Genomic DNA, 14,595 nt, shown 5'->3' with positions numbered 1-14,595 from the left:
CCGGGCGCGCCCCCCGCGCCGCCCGCCGCCCGGCCCGCCCCGCGCGCCCCGCCCCCCCCCCCCCCCCCCCCCCCCCCCCCCCCCCCCCCCCCCCCCCGGCAGGGGGCGGCGAGCCGACTACGATGGACCGGTGACAGCTCCGCCCGACCCCGCCCGCAAGGTGGCGGTGGTGACCCTCGGCTGCGCCCGCAACGAGGTCGACTCGGAGGAGCTGGCCGGTCGGCTGGCCGCCGGTGGCTACGAGCTCGTCGAGGACGCCGACGAGGCCGACGCCGTCCTGGTGAACACCTGCGGCTTCATCGAGTCGGCCAAGAAGGACTCCGTCGACGCGATCCTCGCCGCCACCGACTCCGGCGCCTCGGTCGTCGCCGTCGGGTGCATGGCCGAGCGGTACGGCTCCGAGCTGGCCGGCGCGCTCCCCGAGGCCACCGTCCTGGGCTTCGACGACTACGGGGCGATCGGCGACCGGCTCGACGACGTCCTCACCGGCCGGCCGCTGGTGCCGCACGACCCGCGGGACCGGCGCACGCTGCTGCCGATCAGCCCGGTGGCGCGCACCGCGGTGGTGATCGGCGACGACGCGCCCGCCATCCCCGGCCACGGCTGGGTGCAGCGCCGCCGGCTGGCGAGCGGTCCCTCCGCCGCGCTGAAACTGGCGTCCGGCTGCGATCGGCGGTGCGCGTTCTGCGCCATCCCCGCCTTCCGCGGCGCGTTCGTCTCCCGGCCGCCCGCCGAGGTGCTCGGCGAGGCGCAGTGGCTGGCCGCGCAGGGCCTGACCGAGCTGGTGCTGGTCAGCGAGAACTCGACCTCGTACGGCAAGGACCTCGGCGACCTGCGCTCCCTGGAGCGGCTGCTGCCGCAGCTCGCCGCGGTCGAGGGCATCGCCCGGGTGCGGGTGGCCTACCTGCAGCCGGCCGAGCTCCGGCCGGGCCTGCTGGAGGTCATCGCGGGCACGGACGGCGTGGCCCCGTACTTCGACCTGTCGTTCCAGCACTCCTCGCCGGGTCTGCTGCGCCGCATGCGCCGGTTCGGCGGCACCGACGACTTCCTCGCGCTCGTCGAGCGGGCCCGGGCGCTGGCGCCCACCGCCGGGTTCCGCACCAACGTCATCCTCGGGTTCCCCGGCGAGACCGAGGACGACGTCGCCGAGCTCGAGCGCTTCCTGGTCGAGGGGCGACTCGACGCGGTCGGCGTGTTCGGCTACTCCGACGAGGAGGGCACCGAGGCGGCCGGGATGGCCGGCAAGCTCGACCAGGCCGAGATCGACGCCCGGGTGCGCCGGATGACCGACCTGGTCGAGGAGCTGACCGCCCAGCGCGCGGAGGACCGGCTCGGCGAGCAGGTCGAGGTGCTGCTCACCGAGGACCTCTCCGCCGAGGAGGGCCCCGGGACGTGGCTCGGCCACGCCGCCCACCAGGACCCCGAGGCGGACGGGACGACGACGGTGACCGGGGTGCCCGACGGCGCTGTCGCGGGCCGCCTGGTGCGCGCCGAGGTCGTCGGCACCGACGGCGTGGACCTGGTCGCGGCCGCGCTCGTCCCCGCGGTGACCCCGTGACCGAGTCCGCCGACCCCGCCGCCACGCCACCTCAGTCGGTGCGCCTGGTCAACCTGCCGAACGCCCTGACGGTGCTCCGGTTGGCGGTGGTGCCGGTGTTCGCCGTCCTCCTGCTCACCGACGGCGGCACGGACGAGGCACAGCGCTACTGGGCCACGCTGTTCTTCGCCCTGGCGATCATCACCGACCGCTACGACGGGATGATCGCCCGCCGCCGGGGTCAGGTGACCGAGTTCGGCAAGCTCGCCGACCCGATCGCCGACAAGGCGCTCACCGGCACTGCCCTGATCGCCCTGTCGGTGCTCGACCTGCTCCCGTGGTGGGTGACGCTGACGATCCTGGTCCGCGAGGTCGGCGTGACCCTGCTGCGCTTCTGGGTGATCCGTCACGGGGTGATCGCGGCCAGCCGGGGTGGCAAGGCCAAGACCGTCGTCCAGGCGCTGGCGATCGGGCTCTACATCCTGCCGCTCGAGGGCGTCCTGGCCAGCGCCCGCTGGTGGGTCATGGCGGCGGCGCTGGTGTTGACCGTCGTCACCGGGCTCGACTACGTCTACCGGGCCCTGGTCCTCCGGCGCACGAGCGCCCGGGCGATGCGCGCGGCCGCCGCCCGCCGCGCCGCCGGCGGCTCGCGCACCGACGCCGCCGCCTGAGAGAGGACCCCCTGCCCCCGCCACTCGCAGGCTCGCAGCGGAGCCCTGCGGTGGGCCGCCGTCCGACCCCGGGACGGGCCCGCCCGCCGCGGCACCGCGGGACGGGAAGGGGCCGGCGGCCTCGGGTGTTACGCCCAGAGCGGACGCGCCGGGGATGACCCGGTACCGGTCAGTGGCTCCGCGTACCGTGAGCGCACGGCGCCTCGGACGGGGCGCCGCCGCTTCCGCACAGGCAGGACAGGAGACGGCCATGACGCTGCTGCGCACCCAGCTCGGGAACACCCTGCGCGGCCACCGGTTGCGTCAGCGCCGGACGCTGCGGGACGTCTCCGGTGCCGCCCGGGTGAGCCTGGGCTACCTCTCCGAGGTGGAGCGCGGGCAGAAGGAGGCCTCCTCCGAGCTGCTCGCCTCGATCTGCGACGCCCTCGACGTCGAACTCGCCGACCTCCTCGCCGAGGTGAGCCTGGAACTGCGGCACGCTGCCGGCGACGTCCGCCCGCTGACGCCCGCGCCCGGGGCTGCCGCACCCGCGGCGGAGCGGCCCGCCGAGGAGCAGGCGGCCGAGCAGCCGGTGGCCGAGCCGGCCCTCGCGCTGGTCGGCGCGCCCGCCCGCCCGACTGCCCGCGCGGCCGTCTCGCTGGCGGCCTGAGCCGGCGCGACACGGCCGGGAACCGCCTGGCGTCCTTGACGTGCCGCCTCCCCGGTGCCAGACAGGGGGCATGGCGACGGCCGGCCCGACCCCCGGAACCGCGCCGGTGGCCGGCTGGGTGCCGCCCGCACCGGCGCACGCGCCGGGGAGCCACACCCGCGGCGGCAACGCCATGGGGCGGACGCGGGCCGGGCTGCTCGACGGTGCCGCTCGCGCGTTCGCCGAGCGGGGGCTGCGCCGCAGCACCGTGCAGTCGGTCGCCGCGGCCGCCGGCGTCGCCAAGGCGACCCTCTACAACCACTTCCGGACCAAGGACGAGGTGGCCCGCGCGCTGCTCGCCGCCGAGCTCGACCGCCTGGCCGCCGTCGCCGCGGCCGGACCGCCGCCCGCCGCGCTTGCGGAGCTCGCCGACGAGGTGGCCGGCCACCCCGTGCTCCAGCGGCTCGCGCGCGACGAGCCTGCGACGCTGACCGGTCTGCTCGCCGCGCCGCCCGACCGCTGGGCGGAGGTCCTCGACCGGCTGGCCGCGGCGCTGCGGACCGACCGGGACACCGCCGGGGTCGTGGCCTCCTGGCTGGTCGGGCTGGTCCTGCAGCCGGGGGAGGCGCCGGCGCGACGGGCCGCCGCCGCGCGGATCGCCGTCCTGGTGGACGCCGCGCCGGCCTGACCGGGGGGCGGTCGCGCGCCGACCGCGGTGGTGGGATGGTGACCGTCTGACACGCCCAGCCGAGGCGGTCGACTGCTGCCCGCGACCAACGGAGGCCGCCGTGCGGTACCTCTTCCGGCCACCGGCCACGGACGGCGCCGCCCTGCTCGCGCTGCCCTGGCACCAGCCGCTGGAGCAGTGGGACCCCGAGCTGCTGCTCGACGTCCCGCAGCGGGGCATCTCGCGGCACGTCGTCCGGTTCACCGCCCTGAACGGCTGTGTCTTCGCGCTCAAGGAGATCGCCGAGCCGCTCGCCCGGCACGAGTACGCGCTGCTGGGGCAGTTCGAGGAGGAGGGCCTGCCCTCGGTCTCCGTGCTGGGCATCTGCGTCGACCGCCCGGACGGGCAGGACGCCATCCTGGTCACCCGGTACCTCGAGTACTCGATGTCCTACCGGTACCTGTTCTCCCGCCCGACCTCCGAGCACTCCGCCGACCAGCTGCTGGACACCCTGGTCGTGCTGCTGGTCCGCCTGCACCTCGCCGGGGTCTTCTGGGGGGACTGCTCGCTGTCCAACACCCTGTTCCGGCTCGACGCCGGGACCCTCGCCGCCTACCTGGTCGACGCCGAGACCAGCGAGCGCCACCCGTTCCTCACCCCCGGCCGGCGCCAGTACGACGTCGACCTGGCCCGGGAGCGGGTGGGCGCCGAGCTGCTCGACCTGCAGTTCGGCGAGCTGCTCCCGCCCGACATCGACCCGATCGAGGTGGCCGACAGCCTGCCCCGGCGCTACGACGCGCTCTGGGACGAGGTGACCCGCGAGGAGGTCTTCGCCCTCGACGAGCAGCGCTACCGGGTGGCCGCCCGGCTGCAGCGGCTCAACGACCTGGGCTTCGACGTCGGCGAGGTCGAGCTGGTCACCACCCCCGACGGCGGGGCGACGCTGCGGGCGGAGACCCGGGTCGCCGAGCCGGGGGAGAACCGCCGGGACCTGTTCCGGCTCACCGGCCTCGAGGTCCAGGAGCGGCAGGCGCGGCGGCTGCTCAACGACCTGCGCGCCTTCCGCGCCAACCTGGAGCAGAAGACCGGGCAGCCGGTCTCGGAGACCGTGGCCGGGTACCGCTGGCTCGCCGAGTCCTACCAGCCGGTCGTCGACGCCATCCCGCCGGACCTGCGGGGCCGTCTCGCCCCGGCCGAGGTCTTCCACGAGATCCTCGAGCACCGCTGGTTCCTCTCCGAGCGGGCCGGCGCGGACGTCGGGACGACGAAGGCGGCGCGGTCGTACTTCGAGACCGTCCTGCCGCACACCCCCAAGGAGCTGACCACGCCGTCCGCTTTCGTGGGCCCGTCGCGCTGACCAGCGGATCCAGCCCTGTCAGACCAAGGTCACGGGCTGGTTTCCTTCGAGTTGACACCCATGGTGACCTGGGCCACGTTACGAAGACCGCGGCGACCGCCGGTCGCTGCTCGCCGATTCGGAGGCGGTCTGGGTGTCGTTCGAGGAGAGGGAAGGTCCGACCGGCAGCCGGCCGGCCTCCCGGGCCCGGCGGGGAAGGTCCCGCAGGTCACTCGGGAGCTCCGCAGCCGTACTGGTGCTGGCGTCGACGCTCGCCGCGTGCGGCGGCGGGGCCGACGAGGGTGGGACCCCGACGCTCACCTGGTACATCAACCCCGACTCCGGCGGTCAGGCCGAGATCGCGCAGCGCTGCAGCGAGGCCTCGGGCGGGGCGTACACGCTCGAGGTCTCCCAGCTGCCGCGTGAGTCCTCCGCACAGCGCGAGCAACTCGTCCGGCGGCTCGCCGCCAACGACAGCTCCATCGACCTGATGAGCCTCGACCCGCCGTACGTCCCCGAGTTCGCCCAGGCGGGCTTCCTCGCGCCGATGCCCGAGGACGTCGCCCAGCGGGTCAGCGAGGGCGTCGTCCAGAGCTCGCTGGACTCCGCGACGTGGAACGACGAGCTGGTCGCCGTCCCGTTCTGGGCCAACACCCAGCTGCTCTGGTACCGCAAGTCGGTGGCCGAGGCGGCCGGGCTCGACATGACCCAGCCGGTGACCTGGGAACAGCTGGTCACGGCGGCCCAGGACCAGGGGAAGATCCTCAGCGCCCAGGGCCGGCGTGCCGAGTCGCTGACGGTGTGGCTCAACGCCCTCATCGAGTCCGCGGGGGGCTCGATCATCGAGGAGAACTCCACGAACCCCGAGGACATCCAGCTCGGACTGACGACGCCGGAGGCCGACCGGGCGGCCGAGGTGATGAACACCGTGGCCAACTCCGGTGTCGTCGGCCCGGCCTTCTCGACCTCGAGCGAGGACACCAGCGCCACCGAGTTCGAGAGCGCCGACGGCGGCTTCATGGTCAACTGGCCGTTCGTCTACTCCCGCGCGCTCGCCGCCGTCGAGGCCGGCACGCTCGATCAGTCGGTGCCCGACGACTACGGGTGGGCCCTCTATCCAGCCGTCGACGCCGGCACGCCGAGCGCGCCGCCGTTCGGCGGCATCGACCTCGCCGTCTCGGCCTTCAGCGAGCACGTGGACCTGGTCTACGACGCGACCGAGTGCATCACGAGCGACGAGAACCAGGCGTACTACATGACCACCAACGGCAACCCGGCGTCCTCGTCCGCGGTGTACGACGACCCGGAGGTGCTGGAGGTCTTCCCGATGGCCCCCACCATCCTCGCCTCCCTGGAGGCCGCGGCGAACCGCCCGCAGACCCCCTACTACAACGAGGTGACCGGTGGCCTGCAGCGCGAGTACCACCCGCCGTCGTCGGTCAGCCCCGAGACCGGTGAGCGGGCGCAGGAACTGATCAGCGCCGTCCTGTCAGGAGACCAGCTGCTATGACGCAAACGACGCTCCCACCGCGGGAGAAGACACAACCGGTCTCCGCGCCACCCGGGGGGATCAGTGACCGGTCCCGCGCCGAGCGCAAGCTCGGCTGGATGCTGGCCGGCCCGGCGTTCGCGGTCATGCTCCTGGTCACCGCGTACCCGATCCTGCAGGCGGTGTACTACTCGCTGTTCAACTACCGGCTGACCGACCCCGCCAACCGGTCGTTCACCGGGCTGTCCAACTACGCGGTGATCCTCACCGACCCGGTCTGGTGGACGGCGCTGGGCGTCACGGTGTTCATCACCGTGGTGACCGTGGCGGTCGAGCTGGTCCTCGGCTTCGCGCTCGCCCTGGTGATGTCGAAGGCGCTGAGCTCCATCCGTCCGTGGGTGCGCGCGGCCATCCTCATCCCGTACGCCGTCATCACCGTCGTCTCGGCCTTCGCCTGGGCGTTCGCCTTCCGGATCGACACCGGCTTCGTGAACAGCTGGTTCGCCTGGTTGCCGGGGGTGTCGGCCGACACCGACTGGTTCGGCGGCCAGTGGTCCTCGCTGGCGGTCATCTGCCTCGCCGAGATCTGGAAGACCACACCGTTCATCTCGCTGCTGCTCCTCGCCGGCCTGGCCCAGGTGCCGGAGGTCCTCCAGGAGGCGGCGAAGGTCGACGGCGCGACGTGGTGGCAGCGGATGTGGCGGGTGACGATCCCGAACATGAAGGCCGCGATCATGGTGGCCCTGCTGTTCCGCGCCCTGGACGCGTTCCGGATCTTCGACTCGATCTACATCATGACCGCGGGGGCGAACAACACCGAGTCGGTGTCCTTCCTCGCCTACCGGCAGACCATCGCACGCGTGGAGATCGGCCTGGGCTCCGCGGTGTCGGTCCTGCTCTTCCTCTGCGTGGTGCTGATCGCCTTCACCTTCATCAAGGGCTTCCGGGTCGACCTGGCCCAGGCGAGAGGGGAACGCTGAATGTCCACTCGAGAGAAGACGTGGTGGATCGTCGGGGGCGTCCTCATCGTCCTGTACTGCCTGTTCCCGATCGCGTGGATCGTCTCGCTGTCGTTCAAGGCGCCGTCGGACATCGCCAACGCCTCGTTCTTCCCGTCGGGCGCCACGTGGGAGAACTACACGACGATCCTGACCGGGTCGGCGAGTGACCTCTTCCTCCCGGCGCTGCGGAACTCCTTCGGCATCTGCCTGATCGCGACGGCGATCTCGTGCGTCCTGTCGATGTTCGCCGCGTACGCGATCGCCCGGCTGGACTTCCCGGGCAAGAAACTGATCCTGTCCACGGCGCTGGGTGTGGCGATCTTCCCGGTCATCTCCATCGTCACGCCGCTGTTCAACCTGTGGCGGCAGATCGGGCTCTACGACACCTGGCCCGGCCTGATCATCCCGTACCTGTCCCTGACCCTGCCGATCTCCATCTGGACGATGTCGGCGTTCTTCCGCGAGATCCCGTGGGAGATGGAGCAGGCCGCGCAGGTGGACGGCGCGACGACCTGGCAGGCCTTCCGCAAGGTCATCGTCCCGCTGGCCGCCCCCGGCGTGTTCACCACCGCGATCATCGCCTTCTTCATCGCGTGGAACGACTTCGCCTACGGCATCTCGCTGACGTCGACCAGTGCGTCGCGGCCGGTCCCCGCCGCGCTGGGCCTCTTCTCCGGCGCCTCGCAGTTCGAGGACCCGACCGGGGCCATCGCCGCCGCCGCGGTGATCGTCACCATCCCGGTCGTCGTCCTGGTGCTGCTCTTCCAGCGGCGCATCGTCGCCGGCCTGACCAACGGCGCCGTCAAGGGCTGACGGCCCGCCGCCCACCGACCCATCGAGGGGACAAGGAAGCAATGGCCTCCATCGAGATGCGCAACATCGTCAAGCAGTACGGGGACGGGTACCCGGCGGTGAACGACGTCAGCCTGGACATCGCCGACGGGGAGTTCATGATCCTGGTCGGGCCGTCCGGCTGCGGGAAGTCGACGCTGCTGCGGATGATCGTCGGGCTGGAGGACATCACCAGCGGCGACATGATCATCGGCGGCAAGCGGGTCAACGACATGGCGCCGCGCGAGCGCAACCTGTCGATGGTCTTCCAGAACTACGCGCTCTACCCGCACATGACGGTGTACGAGAACATCGCCTTCCCGCTGCGGCTGGCCAAGACCTCCGACGACGAGGTGCGCCGCCGGGTCACCGAGGCCGCCGAGGTCCTCGAGCTGCGCGAGCACCTCGAGCGCAAGCCGGCCAACCTCTCCGGCGGTCAACGGCAGCGCGTGGCCATGGGCCGGGCGATCGTGCGGCAGGCCGAGGCGTTCCTCTTCGACGAGCCGCTGTCCAACCTCGACGCCAAGCTGCGCGGCCAGATGCGCACGGAGATCTCCCGGCTGCAGCGCCGGCTGGGGATCACCACGGTCTACGTCACCCACGACCAGACCGAGGCCATGACCCTCGGCGACCGGGTCTGCGTGCTGCGGAAGGGCCGCATCCAGCAGGTCGCCTCGCCCCGCGAGCTCTACGAGCAGCCGGTCAACCTGTTCGTCGCGGGCTTCATCGGGTCCCCGCCGATGAACTTCCTGCCGGCGACGCTCGAGGGCAACCAGCTGCGGACGCCGTTCGGGCCGATCGAGCTCGACGAGCGCCGGGTCGCGGCGGTACAGGGTCGGGACCTGCTGCTGGTCGGCATCCGGCCGGAGTACTTCGAGGACGCGTCGCTGGTCGACGAGGCCAAGCGGCCGCTCGGCTCGACCTTCCGCGCCCGCGTCGACGTCACCGAGTGGCTGGGCGACTCGCAGTACGCCTACATCCCGTACGAGGCGCCGGAGGCGATCACCAACCAGCTGCGCGAGCTGTCCCGGGAGCTGGACTCCGAGGAGCTGCGCACCCAGGCCGTGGTCTCCATCGACGCGACCAGCCGGATCCGGGAGGGCCGCGAGGCGGAGTTCTGGCTCGACAGCCGCAAGGTGCACGTGTTCGACCCGCAGTCCGGCGAGAACCTGACGCGCGACGCCGAGGCCGGCGCCCGGCTCACCCAGATGGCCGAGGAGGACCGCGTCGAGCAGGTGCAGGAGGCTCAGGAGCAGGGCACCACGGTGGGCGGCGGCGCCCACGCGGCCGGGGCCGCCTGAGCAGCGACCCTCCAGGGGCGGCCGGTCGCCGGCCCCGCCCCGACGTCCGCCGAGCACCCCGGGAGCCCGATGTCCGCCGCCCCGGACGATCGTCGTCCGTGGTGGCGGACGGCGGTCGTCTACGAGGTCTACCTGCGCAGCTTCGCCGACTCCGACGGTGACGGGGTGGGGGACGTCGGGGGGCTGCGCAGCCGGCTGCCGTACCTCGCCGACCTCGGCGTGGACGCCGTCTGGATCACCCCCTGGTACCCGTCGCCGATGGCCGACGGCGGGTACGACGTCGCCGACTACCGCGGCATCGACCCCCGCTTCGGCACGCTCGCCGACGCCGACGCACTGCTCGCCGAGGCGCACGCTCTCGGGCTGCGCGTGGTCATCGACCTGGTCGCCAACCACACCTCTATCGAGCACCCGTGGTTCACCGCCGCGCTGGCCGGCGGCCCCGGCGCCCCCGAGCGGGACCGTTACTTCTTCCGCGACGGCCGCGCCGGCGGCGCCGAGCCGCCCAACGACTGGATCAGCGCCTTCGGCGGCCCCGCCTGGACCCGGGTGACCGAGCCCGACGGGCGCCCCGGGCAGTGGTACCTGCACCTGTTCGCGCCCGAGCAGCCCGACCTCGACTGGGACGACCCCGCCGTCCAGGCGGAGTTCGACGACGTCCTGCGGTTCTGGCTCGACCGCGGCGTCGACGGCATCCGGGTCGACGCCGCCCCGGCCATGGCGAAGGTCCCCGACCTGCCGGACGCCGGCCACGGCCCCGGGGCGCTGTTCGAGTCCAGCTCGTGGGTGGACAACCCGCACTGGGACGTCGACGAGGTGCACGAGATCTTCCGCCGGTGGCGCCGGATCGGGGACACCTACCCCGGCGACCGGCTGTTCGTCTCCGAGGCCGTGGTCAACGGTCCCGAGCGGCTGAGCCGGTACGTGCGACCCGACGAGCTGCACACGACGTTCAACTTCGACTACCTCAAGGCGCCGTGGGACGCGCGGCGCATCCGAGCGGTCGTCGACGGGACGCTGGCCGCGCTGGCGCCGGTCGGCGCGCCCGCGACGTGGGTCTTGTCCAGCCACGACGAGACCCGGCACGTCACCCGCTTCGGCCGGGCGCACAGCGGCGCCGCGACCATGGGGTTCGACGCCGCCACGCCGGCCGACCCCGTCCTGGGCCTGCGGCGGGCGCGCGCGGCGGCGCTGCTCACCCTCGCCCTCCCCGGGGGCGCCTACCTGTACCAGGGCGAGGAGCTGGGCCTGCCCGAGGTGGAGGACCTGCCGGAGGAGCTGCTGCAGGACCCCACCTGGGTGCGGTCCGGCCGTACCGCGCGCGGCCGCGACGGCTGCCGGGTACCGCTGCCCTGGGCGGGGGACCGGCCGCCGTTCGGGTTCACCGCCGAGGGAGTCGCGCCGTGGCTCCCGCAGCCGGCCGCGTGGCGGGACCTCACCGTGGCCGCCCAGCGGGACGACCCGTCGTCCACCCTCTCGCTCTACCGCGCCGCGCTGCGGCTGCGCCGCCGGCTGCCCGGGCTCGCCGGCGAAGAGCCGCTGACCTGGCGGGAGCTGGGGGAGGACGTCCTCGCCTTCGACCGCGGGACGGCGTTCCGGTGCGTCGTGAACCTGTCGTCGCGCCCGCTGCCCCTGGCTGGCCGGCCGGTCCTCGCGAGCGAGGACGTGGGCGACGTGCTGCCGCCGGACACCGCGGCCTGGCTGACGACCGCCTAGCGGACCAGGGGCCGGGTCAGCACCAGACGGTCCTGCCCCGGGCCGGCGCGGTCGGCCGCCAGGTGCTCGCTCGCCCCCAGCGCGGTGTGGAGGTCGACCGCGGCGGCGTCGTCCGGCCGCACCACCACCTGGACGACCCGGGCGCCGGTGCCTCGGGCGACCTCGTCGAACCACCCCACCAGCCGCCGGGCCAGGCCGGTGTGCCGCCGGTCCGCGCGCACGGCGAGCAGGTGGACGTAGGCCAGCCGGTCGGCGGTCACCACGCCGAGCAGGTAGCCGACGTCCTCGCCGTCCGCGCTGCGGGCCAGCACGCCGAAGCCGCCGAACTGGTCGAACCAGACCGGGTCGTGCACGGAGCGGGTGTCGACGTCCCAGAAGCGGTCGTGCGCGGCCAGCAGCCGGGCGCGGACGACGGGAGCCGACAGCTCGGCGAGCCCGACCAGGGCGACGTCGTCCGGTGCGCTCACCGGCGAGCCGCCGCGAGCTCCTCGCGGGTCGGCGGGTCGGCGCCGACCCGGGTGCAGTTGAGCGCGGCGACGAGGGCGGCGTCGTCGACGACCGGCAGGAGGCGCTCGTCGGGCAGCTCCTCGAGCGCCACGCGCGTGGTGACCCCCTCGGCGAGCAGCCCGGCGAAGAGGCCGGCGGCCAGCGCGTCCCCGGCGCCCACGGTGTCGACGACGGTGACCGCCGGTGGCTCGCGGTGCACCAGCGCGCGGCCGGGCCGGGCCACCCGCAGCGGCGCGCCGCCGTCGGTGAGCAGCACCAGCGCCGCGCCGCGGTCGGCCCAGCGCAGTGCCGCGGCGTCCAGGTCGTCGAGCGCGTCGGGCTCGAGCCAGGCGAGGTCCTCGGCGCTGACCTTGACCACGTCCGCCCGGGCGAGCAGCCGGCCCAGCCGCGCGCGCACCGCCTCGGCGGTGTTGCCCAGCGCAGCGCCGACCTGCCCCTCGGCCAGCATCGGCCGGATGTTCGGGTCGACGCTGACCAGGGCCCGGCCGCTGCCGGCGACGCGCTCGACCAGGCGGGCGATCGCCTCGCAGCCGGGCGGGGTCCAGCTGGAGATCGAGCCCACGTGCAGGATCGCCGTCCGCTCCGGGAGGATCGCGGCCAGCTCGTCGTCGGTCCACTGCCAGTCGGCCGCGCCCAGCACGTGGAAGCCGTAGTCCGGGGCGCCGTCCGGGCCGAGCCCGACGACGGCCAGGCTCACCGGCTCGCCGGCCACCACCAGGCCGGCGGGGTCGACCCCGGCCAGCTCGACGTGCCGGCGCAGCGAGGCGGCCAGCGGTCCGGAGCCCAGCCGGGCCAGCAGCCGCACGGGGGTACCCAGCCGGCCCGCGGCGACGGCGACGTTGAGCGCGTTGCCGCCGGGACGGGCGACGTACTGCGGCGCGGTCCCCTGCGGGCCGGCGCCCGCCTCGGGAACGGGGATGAGGTCGACGACCAGCTCACCCAGCACGCTGAGCACCGGGGTCTCGGGAGACACCCCGAGACCCTAACGGGGGACGCCCTCCGGGGCCTCCCTGGTGGCTCACGGAGGGCCACACCTGGGACGATGGGGGTGACGACCACCGCTGCGGCCCCGCCGGGCCGGGGACGACCGGCGGACGATCCGCGCTGAGCAGGAGGACCGATGCCCAACCCGTTCGTGAAGCTGTGGAGATACCTCACGGCCTCCGCCAACGCCAAGATCGACGAGAAGGCCGACCCCAAGATCCAGATCGCCCAGGCGATCGAGGCCGAGCAGCAGCGCCACCAGGCACTGGCCAACCAGGCCGCGGCGGTGCTCGGCAACCAGCGGCAGCTGGAGATGCGGCTCAACCGGCAGCTCGGTGAGGTGGAGAAGCTGCAGGCCTCCGCCCGCCAGGCGCTCGTGCTGGCCGACCAGAGCCGCGCCGCCGGTGACGCGCCCAAGGCCGGCGAGTACGAGAACGCGGCGCAGGCCTTCGCGACCCAGCTGGTGGCCGCGGAGCAGGCGATGGAGGACCTCAAGCGCAGCCACGACGAGGCGCTGCAGGCCGCCGAGCAGGCCCGCGGGGCGGTCGAGCAGAGCCGGATGCGGCTGCAGACCACCCTGGCCGAGCGCACCAAGCTGATGAGCCAGCTCGAGCAGGCCAAGATGCAGGAGCACGTGGCCGCGTCGCTCAAGCAGGTCAACGAGCTCTCGGCGCCGGGCAACACCCCGAGCCTCTCCGAGGTCCGGGACAAGATCGAGGCGCGCTACGCCAACGCGCTGGGCCAGGCGGAACTCGCGCAGACGTCGGTTGAGGGCCGGATGCTGGAGGTGCAGAAGGCCACGCTCGACGTCGCGGGCGCCTCTCGGCTGGACCAGATCCGCGCCTCGATGAACCAGCTCCCCAGCGGTACCTCGGGCCCGGCCGCGGTCACCGGTGGTGCCGCCGGCCCGGCCCTGGAGCAGGGCACGCCGTCCGTGCAACCGCCGACCGCGCAGCCGGTGGAGCAGCCGGCCGAGGCGCCCGAGCGCAACGCCTGAGGCACCTCGTCGACGACGGGCCGGCCGCACCCGCGGCCGGCCCGTCGTGCTCCGGGCACTCGGGTGTGGTCAGCCGGACTCGACGAGCGGCCGGGGCCGGCCCGGCTCACCGGTGCGGGCGGCCGGGTCGATGGGGGAGCGGGCGGCCTGGCAGCGCGGGCACCACCAGGTGACCCGCTCCTGGAGGTCGGGCCCCTGGTCGCCGAGCAGGATCGTCGTCCCGCACCGCCGGCAGGGGCGGCCCTTGCGTCCGGCGACCCAGTGGTCCTGTCCCCGGCGCAGGTCCCCGGTGGTGCTCTGCTCCGGGTGCTCGCGGTTGGCCAGCATCAGCGTGCGCGCCCGCTCCACCAGGCCGGCGAGGTCGGGGACGTCGGCCACCCGGGCCCACGGGTGGACGCCGGCGAGGAACAGCGACTCGACCTTGTAGAGGTTGCCGATGCCGGCCAGGTTGCGCTGGTCGAGCAGCGCGACGCCGATCTGCTCGTCGGGGGAGGACCGCAGCCGGCGCAGCGCCTCGTCGAGGTCCCAGTCCGGGCCGAGGACGTCGGGGCCGAGGTGGCCCACGAGTTGGTCCTCGTGCTCGGTGCGGACCATGGCGACGTCGTGCAGCCGGTAGCCCACGCACTCCCACCGGTCGTTCGCCAGGACGGCCCGGACGGCGAAGGCCGGCCCGCCCCGCCAGCTCGCTCCGGGCCGGTAGATGTGCCAGCTGCCGTCCATCCGGAAGTGGGTCCGCAGCGTCCAGCCGTCGGCGAACCGGATCAGCAGGTGCTTGCCGCGGGGGACGACCTCCGTCACCTCCCGGCCCGCGAGGTCTGTGGCGGCCAGCTGCGGGACACGCAGCTCACCGCGGCGCAGCGTCGTGCCCGCGAGCGCGGTGCGCATCCGCTTCGCCGCCAGCCAGACGGTGTCTCCCTCGGGCACGCCGCC

Annotated in this window: 14 protein-coding genes; 11 read left to right on the top strand and 3 right to left on the bottom strand. The window is 74.0% G+C overall.

The window, feature by feature from the left end; genetic code table 11:
• Positions 1-130: 130 nt before the first annotated feature.
• From ACI782_RS14605 to ACI782_RS14560, 10 genes are all read left to right on the top strand, one after another.
• Positions 131-1,558 (top strand): MiaB/RimO family radical SAM methylthiotransferase, encoded by a 1,428-nt coding sequence (locus ACI782_RS14605; RefSeq protein WP_456910389.1) that lies wholly within the window; start codon positions 131-133, stop codon positions 1,556-1,558.
• Positions 1,555-2,208 carry a CDP-diacylglycerol--glycerol-3-phosphate 3-phosphatidyltransferase gene (pgsA, locus tag ACI782_RS14600; protein WP_456910387.1) on the top strand — a complete coding sequence of 218 codons (654 nt, stop codon included), beginning with the start codon at positions 1,555-1,557 and terminating at the stop codon, positions 2,206-2,208. Before ACI782_RS14605 ends, pgsA begins: the two co-directional genes overlap by 4 nt.
• A gap of 250 nt (positions 2,209-2,458) precedes the next feature.
• Positions 2,459-2,857: a helix-turn-helix domain-containing protein gene (locus ACI782_RS14595; protein WP_456910385.1), complete on the top strand. Its 399-nt coding sequence runs from the start codon at positions 2,459-2,461 to the stop codon at positions 2,855-2,857.
• A 70-nt stretch (positions 2,858-2,927) separates the two neighbouring features.
• The gene (locus ACI782_RS14590) at positions 2,928-3,524 is read left to right on the top strand and encodes a TetR family transcriptional regulator (RefSeq protein WP_456910383.1); all 597 of its coding nucleotides are present in this window, start codon (positions 2,928-2,930) and stop codon (positions 3,522-3,524) included.
• 100 nt (positions 3,525-3,624) lie between these two features.
• A complete protein-coding gene (locus tag ACI782_RS14585; RefSeq protein WP_456910381.1) occupies positions 3,625-4,860 on the top strand; it encodes a DUF4032 domain-containing protein in 1,236 nt (411 codons plus the stop codon).
• 235 nt (positions 4,861-5,095) lie between these two features.
• Positions 5,096-6,349 carry an extracellular solute-binding protein gene (locus ACI782_RS14580; protein ID WP_456910379.1) on the top strand — a complete coding sequence of 418 codons (1,254 nt, stop codon included), beginning with the start codon at positions 5,096-5,098 and terminating at the stop codon, positions 6,347-6,349.
• A complete protein-coding gene (locus ACI782_RS14575) occupies positions 6,346-7,308 on the top strand; it encodes a carbohydrate ABC transporter permease (protein ID WP_456910377.1) in 963 nt (320 codons plus the stop codon). The genes ACI782_RS14580 and ACI782_RS14575 overlap by 4 nt, the downstream gene beginning before the upstream one ends.
• A complete protein-coding gene (locus tag ACI782_RS14570; protein WP_456910375.1) occupies positions 7,309-8,142 on the top strand; it encodes a carbohydrate ABC transporter permease in 834 nt (277 codons plus the stop codon). It abuts the gene before it with no gap.
• A 41-nt stretch (positions 8,143-8,183) separates the two neighbouring features.
• Positions 8,184-9,461, top strand: coding sequence for an ABC transporter ATP-binding protein (locus ACI782_RS14565; protein ID WP_456910373.1), 1,278 nt, complete (start codon positions 8,184-8,186; stop codon positions 9,459-9,461).
• Positions 9,462-9,530: 69 nt separating this feature from the next.
• On the top strand, positions 9,531-11,177 hold the full coding sequence (locus ACI782_RS14560) for a glycoside hydrolase family 13 protein (RefSeq protein ID WP_456910371.1): 1,647 nt from the start codon (positions 9,531-9,533) through the stop codon (positions 11,175-11,177).
• Here ACI782_RS14560 and ACI782_RS14555 read toward each other — a convergent pair.
• Together ACI782_RS14555 and ACI782_RS14550 are read right to left on the bottom strand one after the other, a co-directional pair.
• The gene (locus tag ACI782_RS14555) at positions 11,174-11,644 is read right to left on the bottom strand and encodes a GNAT family N-acetyltransferase (RefSeq protein ID WP_456910369.1); all 471 of its coding nucleotides are present in this window, start codon (positions 11,642-11,644) and stop codon (positions 11,174-11,176) included. The genes ACI782_RS14560 and ACI782_RS14555 overlap by 4 nt on opposite strands.
• The gene (locus ACI782_RS14550) at positions 11,641-12,657 is read right to left on the bottom strand and encodes a PfkB family carbohydrate kinase (RefSeq protein WP_456910367.1); all 1,017 of its coding nucleotides are present in this window, start codon (positions 12,655-12,657) and stop codon (positions 11,641-11,643) included. The genes ACI782_RS14555 and ACI782_RS14550 overlap by 4 nt, the downstream gene beginning before the upstream one ends.
• 147 nt (positions 12,658-12,804) lie before the next feature.
• On the opposite strand from ACI782_RS14550, the gene ACI782_RS14545 reads away from it, so the two are divergent.
• Positions 12,805-13,665 carry a PspA/IM30 family protein gene (locus ACI782_RS14545; RefSeq protein WP_456910365.1) on the top strand — a complete coding sequence of 287 codons (861 nt, stop codon included), beginning with the start codon at positions 12,805-12,807 and terminating at the stop codon, positions 13,663-13,665.
• A gap of 69 nt (positions 13,666-13,734) precedes the next feature.
• Here the strand turns inward: ACI782_RS14545 and ACI782_RS14540 are convergent, their stop codons facing one another.
• Positions 13,735-14,589, bottom strand: a complete 855-nt coding sequence (locus tag ACI782_RS14540; RefSeq protein WP_456910363.1) for a DNA-formamidopyrimidine glycosylase family protein — start codon at positions 14,587-14,589, stop codon at positions 13,735-13,737.
• Positions 14,590-14,595 lie beyond the last annotated feature (6 nt).

It is taken from the genome of Geodermatophilus sp. SYSU D00703, from assembly GCF_054050155.1.
Note: the sequence above shows the minus strand (reverse complement) of the source record. Positions and strands in the feature narration are given on the sequence as shown.